General features: G+C 63.0%; 21 protein-coding genes. 15 read left to right on the forward strand and 6 right to left on the reverse strand.

Features of this window, described 5'->3' with window-relative positions:
• The first annotated feature begins 208 nt into the window (after positions 1–208).
• The 9 genes from mdcA to madM all read left to right on the forward strand — a co-directional run bounded on the left by mdcA (position 209) and on the right by madM (position 7335).
• Positions 209–1879 carry a malonate decarboxylase subunit alpha gene (mdcA, locus tag ACW9IB_RS15195; RefSeq protein ID WP_457414300.1) on the forward strand — a complete coding sequence of 557 codons (1671 nt, stop codon included), beginning with the start codon at positions 209–211 and terminating at the stop codon, positions 1877–1879.
• Positions 1880–2713 (forward strand): triphosphoribosyl-dephospho-CoA synthase, encoded by an 834-nt coding sequence (locus ACW9IB_RS15200; protein WP_457368722.1) that lies wholly within the window; start codon positions 1880–1882, stop codon positions 2711–2713.
• On the forward strand, positions 2713–3012 hold the full coding sequence (locus ACW9IB_RS15205; RefSeq protein ID WP_457368721.1) for a malonate decarboxylase subunit delta: 300 nt from the start codon (positions 2713–2715) through the stop codon (positions 3010–3012). The genes ACW9IB_RS15200 and ACW9IB_RS15205 overlap by 1 nt, the downstream gene beginning before the upstream one ends.
• Complete coding sequence (locus ACW9IB_RS15210) at positions 3005–3844, forward strand: biotin-independent malonate decarboxylase subunit beta (protein ID WP_457414301.1); 840 nt, start codon at positions 3005–3007, stop codon at positions 3842–3844. Before ACW9IB_RS15205 ends, ACW9IB_RS15210 begins: the two co-directional genes overlap by 8 nt.
• Positions 3841–4611: a biotin-independent malonate decarboxylase subunit gamma gene (gene mdcE / locus ACW9IB_RS15215; protein ID WP_457368719.1), complete on the forward strand. Its 771-nt coding sequence runs from the start codon at positions 3841–3843 to the stop codon at positions 4609–4611. The genes ACW9IB_RS15210 and mdcE overlap by 4 nt, the downstream gene beginning before the upstream one ends.
• On the forward strand, positions 4605–5192 hold the full coding sequence (locus tag ACW9IB_RS15220; RefSeq protein WP_457414303.1) for a malonate decarboxylase holo-ACP synthase: 588 nt from the start codon (positions 4605–4607) through the stop codon (positions 5190–5192). Before mdcE ends, ACW9IB_RS15220 begins: the two co-directional genes overlap by 7 nt.
• Positions 5189–6088, forward strand: a complete 900-nt coding sequence (mdcH, locus tag ACW9IB_RS15225; RefSeq protein WP_457414304.1) for a malonate decarboxylase subunit epsilon — start codon at positions 5189–5191, stop codon at positions 6086–6088. The genes ACW9IB_RS15220 and mdcH overlap by 4 nt, the downstream gene beginning before the upstream one ends.
• A 67-nt stretch (positions 6089–6155) precedes the next feature.
• Entirely contained in the window at positions 6156–6569 is a 414-nt protein-coding gene (madL, locus tag ACW9IB_RS15230; RefSeq protein WP_457368716.1) for a malonate transporter subunit MadL, read from the forward strand.
• 1 nt (position 6570) lies between these two features.
• Positions 6571–7335 carry a malonate transporter subunit MadM gene (gene madM, locus ACW9IB_RS15235; RefSeq protein WP_457368715.1) on the forward strand — a complete coding sequence of 255 codons (765 nt, stop codon included), beginning with the start codon at positions 6571–6573 and terminating at the stop codon, positions 7333–7335.
• 164 nt (positions 7336–7499) lie between these two features.
• Here madM and ACW9IB_RS15240 read toward each other — a convergent pair whose 3' ends face one another.
• From ACW9IB_RS15240 to ACW9IB_RS15250, 3 genes are read right to left on the reverse strand one after another with little or no spacing between them, the layout of a single operon-like run.
• The gene (locus tag ACW9IB_RS15240; protein WP_457368714.1) at positions 7500–8414 is read right to left on the reverse strand and encodes a LysR family transcriptional regulator; all 915 of its coding nucleotides are present in this window, start codon (positions 8412–8414) and stop codon (positions 7500–7502) included.
• Between the two features lie 37 nt (positions 8415–8451).
• Positions 8452–8994: a chromate transporter gene (locus ACW9IB_RS15245; protein WP_457414305.1), complete on the reverse strand. Its 543-nt coding sequence runs from the start codon at positions 8992–8994 to the stop codon at positions 8452–8454.
• A complete protein-coding gene (locus tag ACW9IB_RS15250) occupies positions 8994–9560 on the reverse strand; it encodes a chromate transporter (RefSeq protein ID WP_457414307.1) in 567 nt (188 codons plus the stop codon). The genes ACW9IB_RS15245 and ACW9IB_RS15250 overlap by 1 nt, the downstream gene beginning before the upstream one ends.
• A 237-nt stretch (positions 9561–9797) precedes the next feature.
• Here ACW9IB_RS15250 and trhA point away from each other — a divergent pair, with 237 nt between their 5' ends.
• Positions 9798–10415 (forward strand): PAQR family membrane homeostasis protein TrhA, encoded by a 618-nt coding sequence (trhA, locus tag ACW9IB_RS15255; RefSeq protein WP_457368711.1) that lies wholly within the window; start codon positions 9798–9800, stop codon positions 10413–10415.
• Between the two features lie 140 nt (positions 10416–10555).
• Here trhA and ACW9IB_RS15260 read toward each other — a convergent pair whose 3' ends face one another.
• Positions 10556–11458 (reverse strand): LysR family transcriptional regulator, encoded by a 903-nt coding sequence (locus tag ACW9IB_RS15260; RefSeq protein ID WP_457368710.1) that lies wholly within the window; start codon positions 11456–11458, stop codon positions 10556–10558.
• Positions 11459–11566: 108 nt separating this feature from the next.
• Between ACW9IB_RS15260 and ACW9IB_RS15265 the strand changes: the two genes are divergently transcribed.
• The 3 genes from ACW9IB_RS15265 to ACW9IB_RS15275 are packed head-to-tail and all read left to right on the forward strand — an operon-like array spanning position 11567 to position 14086.
• Positions 11567–12799, forward strand: a complete 1233-nt coding sequence (locus ACW9IB_RS15265) for a D-amino acid dehydrogenase (protein WP_457414308.1) — start codon at positions 11567–11569, stop codon at positions 12797–12799.
• Positions 12800–12809: 10 nt separating this feature from the next.
• The gene (locus tag ACW9IB_RS15270; RefSeq protein WP_457414310.1) at positions 12810–13160 is read left to right on the forward strand and encodes a RidA family protein; all 351 of its coding nucleotides are present in this window, start codon (positions 12810–12812) and stop codon (positions 13158–13160) included.
• A 23-nt stretch (positions 13161–13183) separates the two neighbouring features.
• Positions 13184–14086 carry a transporter substrate-binding domain-containing protein gene (locus ACW9IB_RS15275; protein WP_457414311.1) on the forward strand — a complete coding sequence of 301 codons (903 nt, stop codon included), beginning with the start codon at positions 13184–13186 and terminating at the stop codon, positions 14084–14086.
• Positions 14087–14164: 78 nt separating this feature from the next.
• On the opposite strand, the gene ACW9IB_RS15280 is transcribed toward ACW9IB_RS15275, so the two are convergent.
• Positions 14165–14884, reverse strand: a complete 720-nt coding sequence (locus ACW9IB_RS15280; RefSeq protein WP_457414312.1) for a 16S rRNA (uracil(1498)-N(3))-methyltransferase — start codon at positions 14882–14884, stop codon at positions 14165–14167.
• Between the two features lie 82 nt (positions 14885–14966).
• A complete protein-coding gene (locus ACW9IB_RS15285; protein ID WP_457414314.1) occupies positions 14967–16373 on the reverse strand; it encodes an adenosylmethionine--8-amino-7-oxononanoate transaminase in 1407 nt (468 codons plus the stop codon).
• A 272-nt stretch (positions 16374–16645) separates the two neighbouring features.
• On the opposite strand from ACW9IB_RS15285, the gene ACW9IB_RS15290 reads away from it, so the two are divergent.
• Together ACW9IB_RS15290 and ACW9IB_RS15295 are read left to right on the forward strand one after the other, a co-directional pair.
• On the forward strand, positions 16646–17197 hold the full coding sequence (locus tag ACW9IB_RS15290; RefSeq protein WP_457368704.1) for a cytochrome b: 552 nt from the start codon (positions 16646–16648) through the stop codon (positions 17195–17197).
• Between the two features lie 32 nt (positions 17198–17229).
• On the forward strand, positions 17230–17808 hold the full coding sequence (locus ACW9IB_RS15295; protein ID WP_457368703.1) for a YceI family protein: 579 nt from the start codon (positions 17230–17232) through the stop codon (positions 17806–17808).
• Positions 17809–17882 lie beyond the last annotated feature (74 nt).

Below are 17882 nucleotides of genomic sequence, written 5' to 3' on the forward strand. Positions count from 1 at the left end.
TGGCGGAGTATCAGTCGACTTATCGCCAGATGACACACCGCTATCGCAGGCAAGCCAGCTCCCACATTTTAATGTGCATCAGGCTCACGATCAGCATTCGCACGGACTTCGTTACCCCAACCGTAACGATCCGCCGCCGAGCTTGATTGATACCCCCCCGATTCACTCCTAAGGTACAGCCCACGACAGCAAATCCCGTGGAGCGACCATGACAACAACCATCACCCCCGACTCGCGCTGGACGCGGCGGCGCGACGAGAAGCAGCGGCGGCTCGGGCTGGTCAAACAGTATGCAGACGGGGCGGTGTTGCCCAGCGACAGGATCGTCGAGGCGCTGGAAGCGTTGATCCTCCCCGGCGACCGCGTGGTGCTGGAGGGCAACAACCAGAAACAGGCGGATTTTCTCTCGCGCTCCCTTGCAAAAGCCGACCCCGCCAAGCTCCACGATCTGCACATGATCATGCCCAGTGTCGGTCGTTCCGAGCACCTGGATCTGTTTGAAAAAGGCATTGCGCGCAAGCTCGACTTCTCCTTCGCCGGCACTCAATCCCTGCGCATCAGCCAACTGTTGGAAGACGGCCTGCTGGAAATCGGCGCGATCCACACTTACATCGAACTCTATGCACGGCTGGTGGTGGACTTGATCCCCAACGTCGTTCTGTCTGCCGGCTTCATGGCCGACCGCGCCGGCAATATCTACACCGGCGCCAGCACCGAAGACACTCCCGCGTTGATCGAGCCCGCTGCCTTCAGCGATGGCATCGTCATCGTGCAGGTCAACCAGTTGGTGGATGACGTCACCGATCTGCCACGCGTGGATATCCCGGCCAGTTGGGTGGATTTCGTGGTGGTGGCCGACAAGCCGTTCTACATCGAACCGCTGTTCACCCGCGATCCGCGCCACATCAAGCCGGTGCACGTACTGATGGCGATGATGGCGATCCGTGGCATCTACGAAAAACACAATGTGCAATCGCTCAACCACGGCATCGGGTTCAACACCGCCGCCATCGAACTGATCCTGCCCACCTACGGCGAATCCCTGGGCTTGAAGGGCAAGATCTGCCGCAACTGGACGCTCAACCCGCACCCCACGCTGATCCCCGCCATCGAAAGCGGCTGGGTCGAAAGTGTGCATTGCTTCGGCACCGAGCTGGGCATGGAGAACTACATCGCCGCGCGGCCGGATGTGTTCTTCACCGGCCGTGACGGCTCGATGCGCTCCAACCGGATGTTCTGTCAGTTGGCCGGCCAATATGCAGTCGATCTGTTTATTGGCGCCACCCTGCAAGTCGACGGCGACGGTCATTCCTCCACCGTCACCCGTGGCCGCCTCGCCGGGTTTGGCGGTGCCCCGAACATGGGTCACGACCCGCGCGGTCGTCGCCACGGCACGCCGGCGTGGCTGGACATGCGCCACGACGCTGCGCCCGAAGCCTTGCTGGAGCGCGGCAAAAAGCTGGTGGTGCAAATGGTCGAGACTTTCCAGGAGGGCGGCAAGCCCACCTTCGTCGACACCCTCGATGCGGTGGACGTCGCGCGCAAAAGCGGCATGCCCCTGGCGCCGATCATGATCTACGGCGACGACGTCACCCACCTGCTCACCGAAGAAGGCATCGCCTACCTGTACAAGGCACGCTCTCTGGAAGAGCGCCAGGCGATGATCGCCGCCGTGGCTGGCGTAACAGCCATCGGCCTGCGCCACAACCCCAAGGACACCGCACGGATGCGCCGTGAAGGCCTGATCGCCTTGCCCGAAGACTTGGGTATCCGTCGCACCGACGCCACCCGCGAGCTGCTGGCCGCCAAGAGCGTGGCCGACCTGGTGGACTGGTCCGGTGGCCTGTACAACCCGCCCGCCAAATTCAGGAGTTGGTAAATGCGCGCACTCAAACTGCATGAATTGACCCTCGCCGACCGCCTGGCGGACATGGCCGTCGACGCGCTGATCGATGAAGCCGACCTGTCGCCCAAACCGGCCCTGGTGGACCGCCGCGGCAACGGTGCCCACAGCGATTTGCACCTGGGTTTGATGCACGCCTCGGCGCTGTCGTTGTGGCCGATGTTCAAGGAAATGGCTGAAGCGGCCATCGAATTCGGTGAAGTCGGTTTGCCCCTGCGTGAAGCCTTGGGACGGATCGGCCGTGAAGGCGAGCACGCCATGCTCGCCACCACTCACGGTGTGAATACCCATCGCGGCGCGATCTGGGCGCTGGGTTTACTCACTGCAGCGGCCGCCCTGGAGCCCCGCGCTATTACCCTGAACGCTGCCCGGCTGGCCCTGCTCAACGACCGTTATGCCCCGCAACCGATGAGCCACGGCGCGCAGGTGGCGCAACGCTACGGCGCCCGCGGAGCGCGTGAAGAAGCGCAGTTGGGCTTCCCCTCGGTGGTGCAGCGCGGCTTGCCGCAATTGCGCAAAAGCCGGCGGCAGAACGCGGGTGAACAGAATGCCCGCCTGGATGCGTTGCTCGCGATCATGACCGACCTGGCCGATACCTGCGTGCTCTATCGCGCGGGTCTTGAGGGCTTGCACGCCATGCAATCCGGGGCTCAGGCCGTACTGGACGCGGGCGGCAGCGCGACCCTCGCCGGTCGCCGCTGCCTGCACGAACTTGACCAGCGCCTGCTGGCCCTGAATGCCTCCCCGGGCGGCGCCGCCGACCTGTTGGCCGCCTGCCTGTTTATCGACCGCCTCGACGGAGCGTTTTGATGGAAACCTTATCCTTTGAATTCCCCGCCGGGCAGCCGCCCAAGGGCCGTGCGCTGGTGGGTTGTGTCGGTTCGGGCGATCTGGAAGTGCTGCTGGAACCGGGCACGCCGGGCACGCTGACCATCCAGGTGCAGACCTCGGTGAATGGCGCCGGACAACGCTGGCAACATCTGTTCGAACGGATCTTCCAGGAGCAGACGCCGCCTGCGCTGAAGATCGATATCCACGATTTCGGTGCGACGCCCGGCGTGGTGCGTTTGCGCTTGGAACAAGGTTTCGAGGAGATCGGCCATGACTGACCTTGCCAAACACAGCTTCGTTGAACTGGGCGCGCGGCAACGGGCCAAGGCGTTGCTGGACAGCGGTTCCTTCCGTGAACTGATCGACCCGTTCCAGCGCGTCATGTCGCCCTGGCTCAGCCGCCAGGGTGTGGTGCCCCAGGCCGATGACGGGGTGGTGATCGCCAAAGGCAGCATCGACGGCCTGCCCGTGGTCATTGCGGCCATCGAAGGCAACTTCCAGGGCGGCAGCCTCGGTGAAGTGGGGGGCGCGAAAATCGCTGGCGCCCTGGAGCTGGCCGCCGAAGACAATCGCAAGGGCATCCCGACCCGCGCCGTGCTGCTGCTGGAAACCGGCGGTGTGCGTTTGCAGGAAGCCAACCTGGGGCTGGCGGCGATTGCCGACATCCATGCGGCGATTGTCGATCTGCGTCGGTTCCAGCCGGTGATCGGCGTGGTGGCCGGCAGCGTTGGCTGCTTTGGTGGCATGTCCATCGCCGCCGGGTTGTGCAGCTACCTGGTGGTCACCCGTGAAGCGCGCCTGGGTCTGAACGGCCCGCAAGTGATCGAGCAGGAAGCCGGCCTGGACGAATACGACTCCCGCGATCGGCCTTTTATCTGGAGCCTCACCGGCGGCGAGCAGCGCTTCAACAGCGGGCTGGCCGACCGTTATGTGGCGGATGATGTCGCCGAGATTCAACAGACCGTCAGCGCACTGCTGGAACAAGGCGTGCCGGCGCGGCAACGCAGCCGCCAGGCCGAACATTATCTGGCGCGTCTCGCCGAACTGGATGCCACAGCGCAAATCGACCCGGCGACGGTGCGCGCGCTGTATCAAGGAGAACGCCCATGAGCGGCTTGCAGTGGTTTAACGCATTGAGCGCCGGCGCGACGCCCGTGACAGGCTTGCCGGACTCGTTGAAGGTGGCCGATGGCGCAGTGGGTGAGCAGGCTGTGCGCTTTATCGCCGTGGTCGCCGACCCGCACAACCGCTTCCCTCGTGCCCGCAATGGTGAGGTCGGCTTGCTGGAGGGCTGGGGCCTGGCCAAAGCGGTGGATGAAGCCATCGCCCGGGGCGACAAACGCCCGATCATCGCCATCGTCGATGTGCCCAGCCAAGCCTATGGCCGCCGCGAAGAAGCCCTCGGTATCCACCAGGCCCTGGCCGCCGCCGCCGACAGCTACGCCCGCGCCCGACTGGCCGGACACCCGGTGATCGCGCTGCTGGTGGGCAAGGCCATGTCCGGTGCATTCCTGGCCCACGGTTACCAGGCCAACCGCCTGATCGCCCTGCGTGACCCCGGCGTGATGGTGCACGCCATGGGCAAGGCCTCGGCGGCGCGGGTGACCCTGCGCAGTGTCGAAGAGTTGGAGGCCCTGGCCGCCAGCGTGCCGCCGATGGCCTATGACATCGACAGCTATGCCAGCCTGGGGCTGCTCTGGGAAACTCTGTCGGTGAGCCGGATTGAACAACCCACGCCGGACGATGTGGCGCGGGTCGGCGACTGCCTGGTGAGTGCAATCAAGGACGTTGGCGAGCCTGACTTGAGTGGTCGCCTGGGCGCGGCCAACCGCGCGGCTTCCAGCCGCGTGCGCGAACTGCTGCGGGAGCAATGGTGAACGCGCACGACTTGCTCTGGGGCATGACCCCGGCGCATCTGCCCGCTGACGCACCGGCGTGGGCGGCGACGGCGCTTGATGCGGTGGTGGTGCGCCGCGCACGCGTCGCACCGGGCTTTATTGCCGTGGGCGTGCGCGGTCGGTTGCGCGAGCAACGCCTGGCTGCGCTGATGCCGCTGGCCGCCGTGCAGCGGCGAGTGGTGCCGGAAGACTTGCGCGAGGTCGTTTCGCCACGGGATCTGCCGGCGTTGCAGGCCCTCGAACAACTGCGCCCCGTGTTGGCCGCCTTGGATTGGGGCGTCACCGGCAGCGCCGGTTTCGAACTGGCCACGGGCATTGAAGCGCTGCATGCCAGGAGCGACCTGGACCTGCTTCTGCGCACGCCCGAGCTGCTGGGTCGCAGCGCTGCGCGTGAGTTGCTGGCCACCCTGGACAAGGCCGCGTGCGCCGTGGACATGCAGTTGCAAACACCGTTCGGCGCCGTTGCCTTGCGCGAATGGGCCGGTGATTCCAAGCGTGTGTTGCTGAAAACCGTCAGCGGCGCGCATCTCGTCCTTGACCCCTGGCAGGCCGTGGCATGAGCAGCCTGCTGGTGTTTCCGGGGCAGGGCGCCCAGCGACCCGGGATGCTTCAGGGCATTGCCGCCGAGGTACTGGAGCAGGCCAGCGATGTGCTGGGTGAAGATGCGCGTCAGCTCGATTCCGTGCAGGCTTTGGCCTCGACCCGTGCGGTTCAGTTGTGCCTGTTGATCGCCGGTGTCGCCCACGCGCGCTTGTTGCAACACACACCGGACTATGTCGCGGGCCTGTCCATCGGCGCCTATCCCGCCGCTGTGATCGCGGGTGCTCTGGACTTCGCTGATGCACTCAAGCTGGTCAGCCTGCGCGGCGAATTGATGCAGAACGCTTATCCACAGGGCTTTGGCATGACCGCGATCATCGGTGTGGAATTATCCACAGTGGAAAAACTGCTGACCGAGATCCACAGCCCTGAAACCCCGGTGTACCTGGCCAATATCAATGCCGACAACCAGAGCGTGATCGCCGGCAGCGACGAGGCCATGCAGCGTGTGGCCCAGCGCATCAAGGGCAATGGCGTCGCCAGGCGCCTGGCGGTCAGCGTGCCGTCCCATTGCGCGCTGCTGGAGCAACCGGCCCAGGTGCTGGCGCAGGCCTTTGTGCCGCTCAAGGCGCCGCGCATCACCTACCTGAGCAGCACCCGCGCGCGGCCGGTCCACCAACCTGAGCCGTTGCGCGACGACCTTGCGTTCAACATGTGCCGCATCGTCGATTGGCGCGGCACCGTGCAAAGCGCCTATGAGCGCGGCGTGCGCCTGCAAATCGAACTGCCTCCGGGGGCCGTGCTCACCGGCCTGTCGCGCCGGGTGTTCGAGCAAGGCACGGTCATCGCCTGCGAAGGCGCGCGCCTGGACACCTTGCAGGCCCTGTTGCAAGAGGAGGGGCGCCGCCACCGATAAAGCACCACCCAAGGCTTTCGAAGCACAACAACAACAATTTCGATCGAGCACTTTGAGGACAACGACAATGATTATTTACGGTGTGGCATTGCTGGCGATCTGCACGCTCGCGGGCGTGATCATGGGCGATTTGCTGGGCGTGTTGCTCGGCGTCAAATCCAACGTCGGCGGAGTGGGCATCGCGATGATCCTGCTGATCTGCGCCCGGCTGTGGATGCACAAGCGCGGCGGCATGACCAAGGACTGCGAAATGGGCGTCGGATTCTGGGGCGCCATGTACATTCCCGTGGTGGTGGCGATGGCGGCGCAACAGAACGTGGTGACCGCCTTGCACGGCGGGCCGGTGGCGGTGCTGGCGGCCATCGGATCAGTGGTGGTGTGCGGTTGCACCATTGCGCTGATCAGCCGGACTCACAAGGGCGAACCCTTGCCTGATGAGGAACCGCTGAGCACCCCGGCACCTGTCGCAGGGGGCCGCTGATATGTGGGATCTCATCGAGAAGGGCCTGGAACACAATGGTTTGATCACTGCTTTTGCCTTCGTCGGCGTGGTGATGTGGATTTCGGTGGTGCTGTCCAAGCGCCTTACCTTCGGACGCATTCATGGCTCGGCGATTGCCATCGTCATCGGCCTGATCCTGGCCTGGGTCGGCGGCACGCTGACCGGCGGGCAAAAGGGCCTGGCCGACATGGCACTGTTCTCCGGCATCGGTCTGATGGGCGGCGCGATGCTGCGAGACTTCGCCATCGTCGCCACGGCGTTCGAGGTGCAAGCCACCGAGGCGCGCAAGGCCGGGATGATCGGCGTGATCGCGCTGCTGCTGGGCACCGTGCTGCCCTTTATCGTCGGCGCGAGCATGGCCTGGGCGTTCGGCTACCGCGATGCGATCAGCATGACCACCATTGGCGCCGGTGCCGTGACCTACATCGTCGGCCCGGTGACCGGTGCGGCGATTGGCGCGACGTCGGATGTGATGGCGCTGTCGATTGCCACGGGCTTGATCAAGGCGATTCTGGTGATGGTCGGCACGCCCGTGGCGGCGCGCTGGATGGGCCTGGACAACCCGCGTTCGGCGATGGTGTTCGGCGGGCTGGCCGGTACCGTCAGTGGTGTGACCGCAGGGCTCGCGGCGACGGACCGGCGGTTGGTGCCCTACGGCGCACTGACAGCGACCTTCCATACCGGGCTTGGCTGCCTGCTCGGGCCTTCGGTGCTGTACTTCATCGTGCGTGGCCTCGTCGGCTAACCCCCGATCCAGCGTTGTCTGGCCTGGCGTCTTCGCGGGCAAGCCCGCTCCCACATTTGATCGGGTTTGCATTTGGAATGCAGTCAAAATGTGGGAGCTGGCTTGCCTGCGATGGCGATTTTGATGGCGTCATCGTCGGCAAGCCGGGCTCCTACAAGGGACGGTCAAGATTGACGGTTGGCATACATGCGGCACTCCGCCAACAACGCCAGCAAATTCGGGTCACGCTCCTTGGCCTTCAGAAAGACCACGCCGATATGCTGCTGCAACCGATACCGGGGTTGCAGCGGTATCAGCTTCACGCGGTTTTCGTACACCGCCGCGATCCTGCCCGGCAGCAACGCATACCCCACGCCTGAACTGACCATGCTCAGCAGCGTGAAAATATCGTTCACCTGCATCGCCACTTTCGGCTCGAACCCGGCCTGCTTGAACACGCGATTGCCGTCCTGGTGCGTGGCGAAGCCCTGGGTGAGGGTGATGAAGGTGGCGTCGCGCACGTCGGCGAGGTCGATCTGCTGCTCGCGGTCGAAGGGCGAATCGGCCGGAGTGGCCAGGAAGATGTCGTCGGAAAACAGCGCGATCTGTTCGCAGTCGGGGTCGTTGGCGTGTTCGTCCAAAGAGATGAGGATCGCGTCCACCTCCATGTTCTTGAGCTTGTAGAGCAGGTCGAAGTTGGAGCCCAGGATCAGGTCGATATTGAGTTCGCTGCGGCGCAGCTTCAGGCCCATGATCAACTGCGGCACGGTCTTGACCGTCAGCGAATACAGCGAGCCCAGCTTGAAGCGCTCGGCGGAGAACCCGGCGGCTTCGCGGGTGAGGCGCACGCTGTCGACCACGTCGCTCACCAGTTTCTGCGCGCGCTCTTCCAGCACATAGGCGCTTTCCAGCGGGGTGAGGTTGCGCCCTTCGTGTTTGAACAACGGGCAGCGCAGGGCGTTTTCCAGGGAGTGGATGGCGCGGTGCACGCTGACGTTGCTGGTCTGCAACTCGGCAGCGGCACGGGCCAGGTTGCCGGTGCGCATGAACGCCAGGAAGATTTCCAGCTTCTTGAGGGTGAACTCTTCGTCGATCAGCATGGCGGTCACTCTTGTTCGAATGCCGTCGATTGTGCCCCTAAAACCAGCTCGCTCCCAGCCATGAACTGCACAGGCCGAGCGCCACGCCGAAGACGATCAGCCAAATCGCATTCAGCCGCGTGTAATAGACCACGGCGGCGCTGGCGAGGGTCAGCACCAGGCTGGTGGCATTGTTTTCCAGGCTGTTCATCAGAATGTAGGTGGAGGCCAGGATCAGCCCGATGGAGATGGGCAGCAGGCTGCGCTTGACCCGTTGCACCCACGGCGTGCGGGTGTGTTTTTCCAGCCAGCCGGCACCCACATAGGCCAGCACCGAACACGGCACCAGTTTGCCCAGCAAGGCCACCAGCGCGCCCGGCAGGCCCGCCGCTTGCTGGCCGATAAACACCAGGAACATGCCGTTGGGGCCGGGCAGCGCCTGGGACAGAGCAAAGAACGCGACGAATTGCGCGTCGGTGATCCAGTGCATATCGACGACGGTGTAGCGGTGGATATCGCCGATGGCCACGGTGTTGCCGCCAATCGACATCAGCGACCAGAGTGCGCATTGGACCATCAGGTGCAGGAGGACGGTTTGCATCAGCTGACCACCGGCTTGGATTCGATGAAGCTCAGGGCCAGGGAACTGGGGATGCAGACCAGCAGTACCACCCACAGCGGCAGCACCAGGACCGCCATCAACACGAACGTCAGCAAGAACGCGCTGTAGTTGGCGAGGTTGCGGGGCATGGCCTTGAGCAGGCGCAGGGTGGTGCCGAGCATCAGGCCGGTGGCAATCGGCATCACGGCACCGAAGATCTGTTGCACCACGTCATGGCTCCACCATTTGGCGTAGGCGAAGCCGGCGAGTACGGTGATCAGCGAGGGGAACAGGTACAGCCCGCACACGGTCACAACCGCACCCGGCAAGCCATGCAGGCGCCGACCGAAGATGATGCCGACGTTGGCGATATTCGGGCCGGGGAAGAACTGGCCGGTGGTCAGCAGCTCATTGAAGCCCTGTTCGCTGACCCACTGCCTACGGTCGACCATCATCTGCCGTGCCCAGGGCATCACGCCGCCAAAGCCGAACAGGCCGACCATGGCGAAGTTGTAAAACAATTGCCATAGGCTGGGGTGAGGTGCGTCGGGTTCAAGCTCGGGCATGGCGATTACCAATGGGGTGCTTTTATGTGGGAGCTGGCTTGCCTGCGATAGCGGTCTATCAGTGGGTAGAGTGTTGAGTGTCAGGCCCTCATCGCAGGCAAGCCAGCTCCCACAGGATGGGGTGAATCATCCGATGGGCTGGGGTACTTGGGCAAATGAAGAACGGGTGTTACCTGAAAGTCAGTGTCTGACGTCAGAATGCTCAAGGTGATAACGGTTATTCGAGGTGAGTGACACATGTATCACGGGGAACGATTCAACGCCTGGAGCCATTTGTTCGGGGCGGTCGCGGCCTTTGTCGGCGCGGTGTGGATGTTGGTGGTGGCAAGTTTCGACGGCAGCCCCTGGAAGATCGTCAGCGTAGCGATTTATGGCTTTACGCTGTTGGTGCTGTACAGCGTGTCGACCGTTTACCACAGTGTGCGCGGGCGACGTAAAACGATCATGCAGAAGGTGGATCACTTTTCGATCTACCTGTTGATCGCCGGCAGTTACACGCCATTCTGCCTGGTGACATTGAGAGGGCCGTGGGGCTGGACGCTCTTCGGCATCGTGTGGGGGCTGGCGGTGATCGGCATTTTGCAGGAGATCAAGCCGCGTTCCGAAGCCCGCATCCTGTCAATTGTGATCTACGCGGTAATGGGCTGGATCGTGCTGGTGGCGGTCAAGCCGCTGATCAACGCGCTCGGCACGGCGGGTTTTACCTGGCTGGCGCTGGGTGGGGTGTTGTACACCGTCGGCATTATTTTCTTCGCCCTGGAGCATCGCTTGCGGCACTCCCATGGGATCTGGCACCTGTTCGTTATCGGCGGCAGCCTGCTGCATTTTGTGGCGGTGATGCATTACGTGCTCTGACCCACACGACAAATCCAAATGTGGGAGCGGGCTTGCCCGCGAATGCGGTGGATCAGCCAATACCTACTTCACTGACACACTGCATTCGCGAGCAAGCCCGCTCCCACATTGGAGCTTCATCGGTTTCAAGAGTGGTGTTCTTACAAGCGTTTCAGCAGGTCCTGGGCGCGGTGGCCGAAGATCTTCAGCAGCTTGGCCAACATATGCGGCGGCGGTTCATCGGCGCGGGTCAGTGCATAGAGCGTGATCGGCAGTGGCGGGGTGAGGGGGCGGATGCACGTGGTGACGGTCGAGGCGCCGAGGGCGGTGAATGGGTCGATCACCGTGAGGCCTGCGCCGGACTCCACCATGGCACGGGCCAGGGAATAGGTCTGCACGGCAATCGTCACCCGGGGCGGCGGCTCGACGTTTTCCAGGTAGCTGTCGAGTTTCGCGGCCAACGGGTCGGCGCTGGAAAGCCCGATCAAGGAAGTGCCCGCCAGGTCGGCCAGGGGCAGTGGCTGGCTGATTTCAGCGTCGGGCCAGTAACCCTTCGACGCCAACGCCACCAGCACACCGTTGGCCAGCACTTGGGTAGTCAGCCCTGGGTGGCCGGAAAAATTCAGCGTCAGGGCCAGGTCGATCTCGCGCATCAACAGCTTCTGCACCAGCTCGCGGCTATGGTCGCTGGACAGCTCGCAGGCCATATCCGGGTAATCGCGCTTCCACTCCAGGATCGCCGGCGGCAGCAGGGACAGGGCCAGCGCGGGGATGGCGCCGATGCGCACACTCTGGCCCGGTGCACGGCGCAGGCTCTTGGCCAGACGCCGCACGCCTTGCAGGCTCTCGCTGACTTTCTCGACTTCGCTTTCCAGGGCCAGAGCTTCCGGGGTGGGCTGCAATTTGCCACGTACCCGCAGAAACAGCGGAAAGCCCAACTGCAACTCGGCGTGCTGCAACACCTTGGTCACCGCCGGTTGCGACACATGCAGCAACTGCGCGGCGGCGCTGACGGAGCCGGTCTGGCGGATGGCCTGGAAGATCTCGATATGACGCAAGCGCATGGCAAGTCCATAACCTTTGTTTATAGGAGGGCCATCTTTATTGATTGTCGCGCGCCTGTCACCTGACCCTACGCTTGAGTCCTCTTATTTCAAAGGCTGGGGGCTGGGATGGCCGGGCAGGTTTGTATCATCGGGGGTGGGGTCATCGGCTTGGCCAGTGCGTACGCGCTGGTGCGTGCCGGCCATGAGGTCACGGTGATCGAGGCGCGCGGGTCGCTGGGCAGCGAAACCAGTTTTGCCAACGGTGGGCAATTGTCCTATCGCTACGTGGCACCGTTGGCGGACGCCGGCGTGCCCTGGCAGGCCGTGGGCTGGTTGCTGCGCGGCGACTCGCCGCTCAAGCTGCGTCCACGCCTCGACCCTCGGCAATGGCGCTGGATGGCCGCGTTTCTTGGCGCCTGCCGGGGTTCGGTGAACCAGCGCAATGCCGCTCATTTGCTGCGCCTGGCGGCGTTGAGCCAGGCCACGTTGCAGCAATGGCGCGATAACGATCATCTGGATGGCTTCGACTGGCGACGCAACGGCAAGTTGGTGACGTTCCGTAATGCCGGCTCTTTTGAACATGCCCGCAGCAAAGTCACCGATATCCTGCAGCAGCAGGTGTTGTCGGCGACCGATTGCGCGCGACTGGAGCCGGCGCTGGCGGGTGGCGGGTTCGTCGGCGGCATCTATACACCCAATGAAGAAGTGGCCGATTGTCATGCCTTTTGCCAGCGCTTGGCGGCCCGGCTTGAAGCCTCGGGGCGTTGCCGGTTTTTGCTGGGGCGCAAGGTCACCGGCATTCGCGAGGCACGTGGTGCGGTGCAGGCGGTCGAGCTGGGTGATGAGGTGATGCCGGTCGAGCACCTGGTGCTGGCCGCCGGGTATCGCAGTGCCGAGCTGGGCCTGCGGGTGCCGCTGTATCCGCTCAAGGGCTACAGCCTGAGCGTGCCGCTTGGCCCGCAGCATCAGGCGCCGAACGTGAGCATCACCGACTACGACCGCAAGATCGTCTATGCGCGCATCGGCGAACAACTGCGGGTGGCGGCCATGGTGGATATCGTCGGTTTCGACGCCAGCCTCGACCCCAAGCGCCTGGCGCTGATCAAGCGTCAGGCACGGGAGACGTTTCCCCTGGCCGGCGACTACTCCCGCGCGGTGGAATGGGCCGGCATGCGTCCGGCCACCCCGACCGGTGTGCCGCTGATCGGCGCCAGTCCCACGCGCAACCTGTGGTTGAACCTGGGCCATGGCGCCCTCGGCTTCACCCTGGCCTGCGGTAGCGGCCAACTGCTGGCCGAATTGATCGGCCAGCGCACTCCTTCCATTGACCTGCAGGGCCTGACGCCCCGCGCCGCCTGAGGATCCACCCATGACCATCGAACGACTCAGCAGCAACGAACGACTTTCCGGTGCCGTGACCTTCAAGGACCTGGTGTTCCTCTCGGGCCAGGTGCCGGACGATGGTCAGGATGTGGCGACCCAGACCCGGGAAGTGCTGGCCAAGATCGACGCGTTGCTGGCCCAAGCCGGCAGCGACAAGGACCACCTGCTCAACGCGACGATTTACCTGAAAGACATCGGCGAGGGTTTCGCGCCGATGAACGCGGTGTGGTCGGCCTGGCTGTCGCCGGGCTGCGCGCCGACGCGGACCACCCTGCAAGCGCAACTGGCGCGCCCGAGCGTGCTGGTGGAAATCAGCGTGATTGCTGTGCGCGCATAACGTCAAAAACACGGAGCATAACAATGAAAAAAATCCTGTTGTCGGCCTGCACCCTGGGGCTGTTGTGGGGGGCTCAGGCCCAGGCCAATCCGGCGCCGCTGGAGGGTACGCTGGGCAAAATCGCCGGCGCCCAGTCCATCACCCTGGGGTATCGCGATGCTTCGGTGCCGTTTTCCTACGTGGGGGATCACAGCGGCAAGCCCATGGGTTACTCGGTGGAGCTGGCGAACAAGATCGTCGAGCGCATCCAGCAGAAAACCGGGGTGGCCAAGCTCAATGTGAAATACAACCTGGTGACCTCCCAGACGCGTATCCCGTTGGTGCAGAACGGCACGGTCGACCTGGAATGCGGCTCCACCGGCGTGACCGCCGAGCGGCAGAAGCAGGTGGCGTTCTCCTACGGGTTTATCTATGTGAAGGGGCAGTTGCTGACGGCGAAGGACAGTGGCATCCAGGGCTTTGGCGACCTTGGCGGCAAGAATGTGGTGACCACGGCGGGGACCACCAACGAGCGTTTCCTCAAGAGTTACAACGCCGAGCACAAGGCCAATATGTTCGTGATCAGCGCCAAGGACCATGGCGAAGCGTTCAAGATGCTGGAGACGGGCCGCGCAGCGGCGTTCTATATGGATGACGCATTGCTTTACGGCGAGCGCGCCAAGGCCCGCGACCCGCACCACTGGGTGGTGGTGGGCAAAGAGCAGTCCCGGGAAATCTACAGCTGCATGGTACGCAAGGACGATCCGCAGTTTCTGGCGGTGGTCAACGAGACGTTGGCAGACCTGTATCGCAGCGGGGAAATCAACGGGATTTATCAGCGCTGGTTCGAACAGCCGATTCCACCCAAAGGGCTGAACCTGGAGTTCCCGATGACCGCTGAGCTGAAGGCGATCATTGCCAGGCCGGTGAGTGATCCGGTGGAATAAAGAAGTGATAACCCAATCCCCCTGTGGGAGCTGGCAAGCCAGCTCCCACAGGGGGATTGGGTTTGCAAAGGGTCTGGGTCAGAAATCGCCCCACAGTTGTTGAGCGACTGCTAGCGCCACCACCGGCGCGGTTTCGGTACGCAGCACCCGTGGCCCCAGGCGCGCGGCGTGGTAGCCGGCGGCTTGGGCGATCTGGACTTCGTTGTCGGTCAATCCACCTTCAGGCCCGATAAGGAAGGCCAGGCTTGCTGGCTTGGCATGGCTGACCAGCGGCTCGGCCACCGGGTGCAGCACCAGTTTCAGGTCCGCCTCGGTTTGCTTCAGCCACTCGGCCAGCAGCAGCGGTGGGTGAATCACCGGCACGGTCGAGCGTCCGCATTGTTCGCAGGCGCTGATCGCCACCTGGCGCCAGTGCAGCAGGCGTTTGTCGGCGCGTTCGTCCTTGAGGCGTACCTCGCAGCGGTCGCTGAAAATCGGCGTGATGACGTTGACCCCAAGCTCCGTGGCTTTCTGAATCGCCCAGTCCATGCGTTCGCCCCGGGACAGGCCCTGGCCGAGGTGAATGTGCAGGGGCGATTCGACCTGGCCCTGAAAGCGTTCAGTGAGCTGCACGCTGACGCGTTTTTTGCCGACCTCCAGCAGGTTGCCCAAAAACTCCTGGCCGGAGCCGTCGAACAGTTGCACGGCATCGCCTTCGCCCATGCGCAGCACACGGCTGATGTAGTGCGCCTGGGCTTCGGGCAGTTCGTGCTCGCCGAGGCTCAGCGGGGTGTCGGTGAAAAAACGGGACAGTCTCATTTCTGTTCTCTGGAAAATGGTGTGCAGAGCGGACGCGGAGCGTCCAGGGATGCATTCCCACGCAGAGCGTGGGAACGATCACTCAGCCGGGGTCGCGGAAATCGGGGTGGAAATTGTCTGGCACGGCGACGCTGACCTTGCTGTTGGTGGCAATGTCGATGCCTTCGCTGGCGACTTCGGCGAGGAAGTCGATCTGCTCCGGGGTGATCACATAAGGCGGCAGGAAATACACCACGCTGCCCAGCGGTCGCAACAGTGCACCGCGTTCCAGGGCGTGTTCGAACACCTTCAGACCACGACGTTCCTGCCAGGGGTAGGCGGTCTTGGTGGCTTTGTCCTGCACCATTTCGATGGCCAGTACCATGCCGGTCTGACGCACCTCCGACACGTGCGGATGGTCCACCAGGTGCGCGGTGGCGGTGGCCATGCGCTGGGCCAGGGCCTTGTTGTTTTCGATGACGTTGTCTTCTTCGAAGATATCCAGGGTCGCCAGCGCCGCCGCACACGCCAGCGGGTTGCCGGTGTAGCTGTGGGAGTGCAGGAACGCGCGCAGGGTGGGGTAGTCGTCGTAGAAGGCGTCGTATACGTCGTCGGTGGTGATCACGGCGGCCAGCGGCAGGTAGCCGCCGGTCAGGGCCTTGGACAGGCACAGGAAGTCCGGACGGATACCGGCCTGTTCGCAGGCGAACATGCTGCCGGTGCGGCCGAAACCCACGGCGATTTCATCGTGAATCAGGTGCACGCCGTAGCGGTCGCAGGCTTCGCGCAGCAGCTTGAGGTACACCGGGTGGTACATGCGCATGCCACCGGCGCCCTGGATCAGCGGCTCGATGATGACGGCGGCGAGGGTGTCGTGATGGTCCGCCAGGGTTTGCTCCATGGCCTGGAACATATGGCGCGAGTGTTCTTCCCAGCTCATGCCTTCGGGGCGCAGGTAGCAATCCGGGCTCGGCACTTTGATCGTGTCGAGCAGCAGCGCCTTGTAGGTTTCGGTAAACAGCGGCACGTCGCCTACCGACATCGCGGCGATGGTTTCGCCGTGGTAGCTGTTGGTCAGGGTCACGAAGCGCTTTTTGTTCGGCAGGCCACGGTTGAGCCAGTAGTGGAAGCTCATCTTCAGCGCGACTTCGATGCATGACGAACCGTTGTCCGCATAGAAGCAGCGCGTCAGGCCCGCGGGCGTCATCTTCACCAGGCGCTCGGACAGTTCGATCACCGGCTGATGGCTGAAACCGGCGAGGATCACGTGCTCCAACTGATCGACCTGGTCTTTGATGCGCTGGTTGATGCGCGGGTTGGCGTGGCCGAACACATTCACCCACCAGGAACTGACGGCGTCGAGGTAGCGCTTGCCTTCGAAGTCTTCGAGCCACACGCCTTCACCGCGCTTGATCGGAACCAGCGGCAATTGCTGGTGGTCTTTCATCTGGGTGCAGGGATGCCACAGCACCGCGAGGTCGCGTTGCATCCACTGGTTGTTCAAGCCCATCGGTTCTCTCCTCGAAGCGGTCCTGCGCCGGACGCAGGTGAAACAATCGCGCAAGCCTATGCAATGGTGGCCCTTGTCACAACCCATTGTGGGCAATTGGCGGTAAACACAGGACGGTCTGTCACGTTTCTCAGGAATAGTCCTTAATCCTTCGTTAACTTACTGTGCATACGCTCTTGATCATATTTCTCGATATTTCAAAGCAAAAAATTGCGCTTTAATTCGATAGGTAAATCGCTAGTCTTGGGCACAGCTCTTACGGGATTTGGGACATGCAGCTACGTAATACATCGGCACGCTACGGTTGGGTCAGCATGGTTTTGCACTGGGGCGTGGCCCTGGTGGTGTTCGGTCTCTTTGCCCTGGGCTTGTGGATGGTCGGCCTCGACTACTACGACGCATGGCGCAAAGACGCACCGGATCTGCACAGGAGCATCGGCATCACGCTGTTTGCGGTGATGCTGGTGCGTATCGTCTGGCGGCTGGTCAGCCCACCACCGCCACCGTTGGCCAGCTACAGCCGCCTGACCCGTATCGGCGCTGCGTTCGGCCACGCGTTCCTGTATGTGGGGCTGTTTGCCGTGATGATTGCCGGTTACCTGATTTCCACCGCAGACGGTGTCGGTATCTCGGTGTTTGGTTTGTTCGATGTGCCTGCGCTGGTATCCGGACTGCCGGACCAGGCAGACAACGCCGGCCTGGTGCATCTGTACCTGGCCTGGGTGTTGGTGGTCTTTGCCGGCTTGCACGGCGTGGCTGCGTTGAAACACCACTTTATCGATCGTGATGCGACCCTGACGCGAATGCTGGGGCGCAAAGCCTGATGTTCAACCTCGACTCACAAGGAATAGAAAGTATGTTGAAAAAGACTCTCGCCGCTCTGGCAATCGGTTCTGCTCTGCTGTCCGCCGGTTCGGCGATGGCGGCTGACTACAAGATCGACAAGGAAGGCCAGCACGCCTTCATCGACTGGAAAATCAGCCACCTGGGCTACAGCTTCATTCACGGTACCTTCAAGGATTGGGACGGCTCGTTCAGCTGGGACAAGGCCAAGCCTGAAGCCAGCAAAATCGAAGTCGACGTGAAAACCGCCAGCCTGTGGTCCAACCACGCCGAGCGTGACAAGCACGTTGCCAGCAAGGACTTCCTGGACGTGGCCAAGTTTGCCGACGCCAAGTTCGTCTCGACTGCGGTCAAGCCTACCGGTGAGAAAACCGCTGACGTGACCGGCGACCTGACCTTCCACGGCGTGACCAAGCCTGTGACCTTCAAGGCCACCTTCAACGGTGAAGGCAAGGATCCATGGGGTGGCGAACGTGCTGGCTTCAACGCCACCACCACGCTGAACCTGAACGACTTCGGCATCAAAGGCCCAGGCCCGTCTTCGCAGACCGTGGACCTGGACATCTCGCTGGAAGGCGTAAAAGCGAAGTAATTTTCGCGGCGCATAAAAAAACCGGATCGCGCGATCCGGTTTTTTTATGCTTGCCAAGTCCATACAGTCATTGA

This window comes from Pseudomonas sp. SDO524_S393, from assembly GCF_054071875.1.